This window comes from Methanohalophilus sp. WG1-DM, assembly GCF_004104135.1.
Taxonomy (GTDB): Archaea; Halobacteriota; Methanosarcinia; order Methanosarcinales; family Methanosarcinaceae; genus Methanohalophilus; species Methanohalophilus euhalobius.
Map to the genome: position 1 here is coordinate 1 of NZ_RRBA01000073.1, position 215 is coordinate 215.

At 54.9% G+C, this 215-nt stretch carries 1 protein-coding gene; it reads right to left on the reverse strand.

Going from position 1 to position 215, the window contains the following annotated elements:
• Positions 1-215: monomethylamine:corrinoid methyltransferase (locus CI957_RS10520; protein ID WP_128754809.1), on the reverse strand; the 215-nt coding region annotated here is incomplete at both ends.

The following is a 215-nucleotide window of genomic DNA, read 5'->3' on the forward strand; positions in this document are numbered from 1 at the left end:
GTATCGGTCATGGACTGGGCAGCAGCCTCAAGCAGGCACATCTCGGTACATGGACCTGCACATGGATAGTACTGGTTACCGGACAGCAGATCTGTGAACTCGGAAATGGTGGCACATGTCCAACCTGCGATCATAAGGGTCTCACGGGTATTGGTGGAGCCCCAGCGAATGTGCACAGGACCATCAAGGTGCCAGCTGGCACTGCTCATTACCAT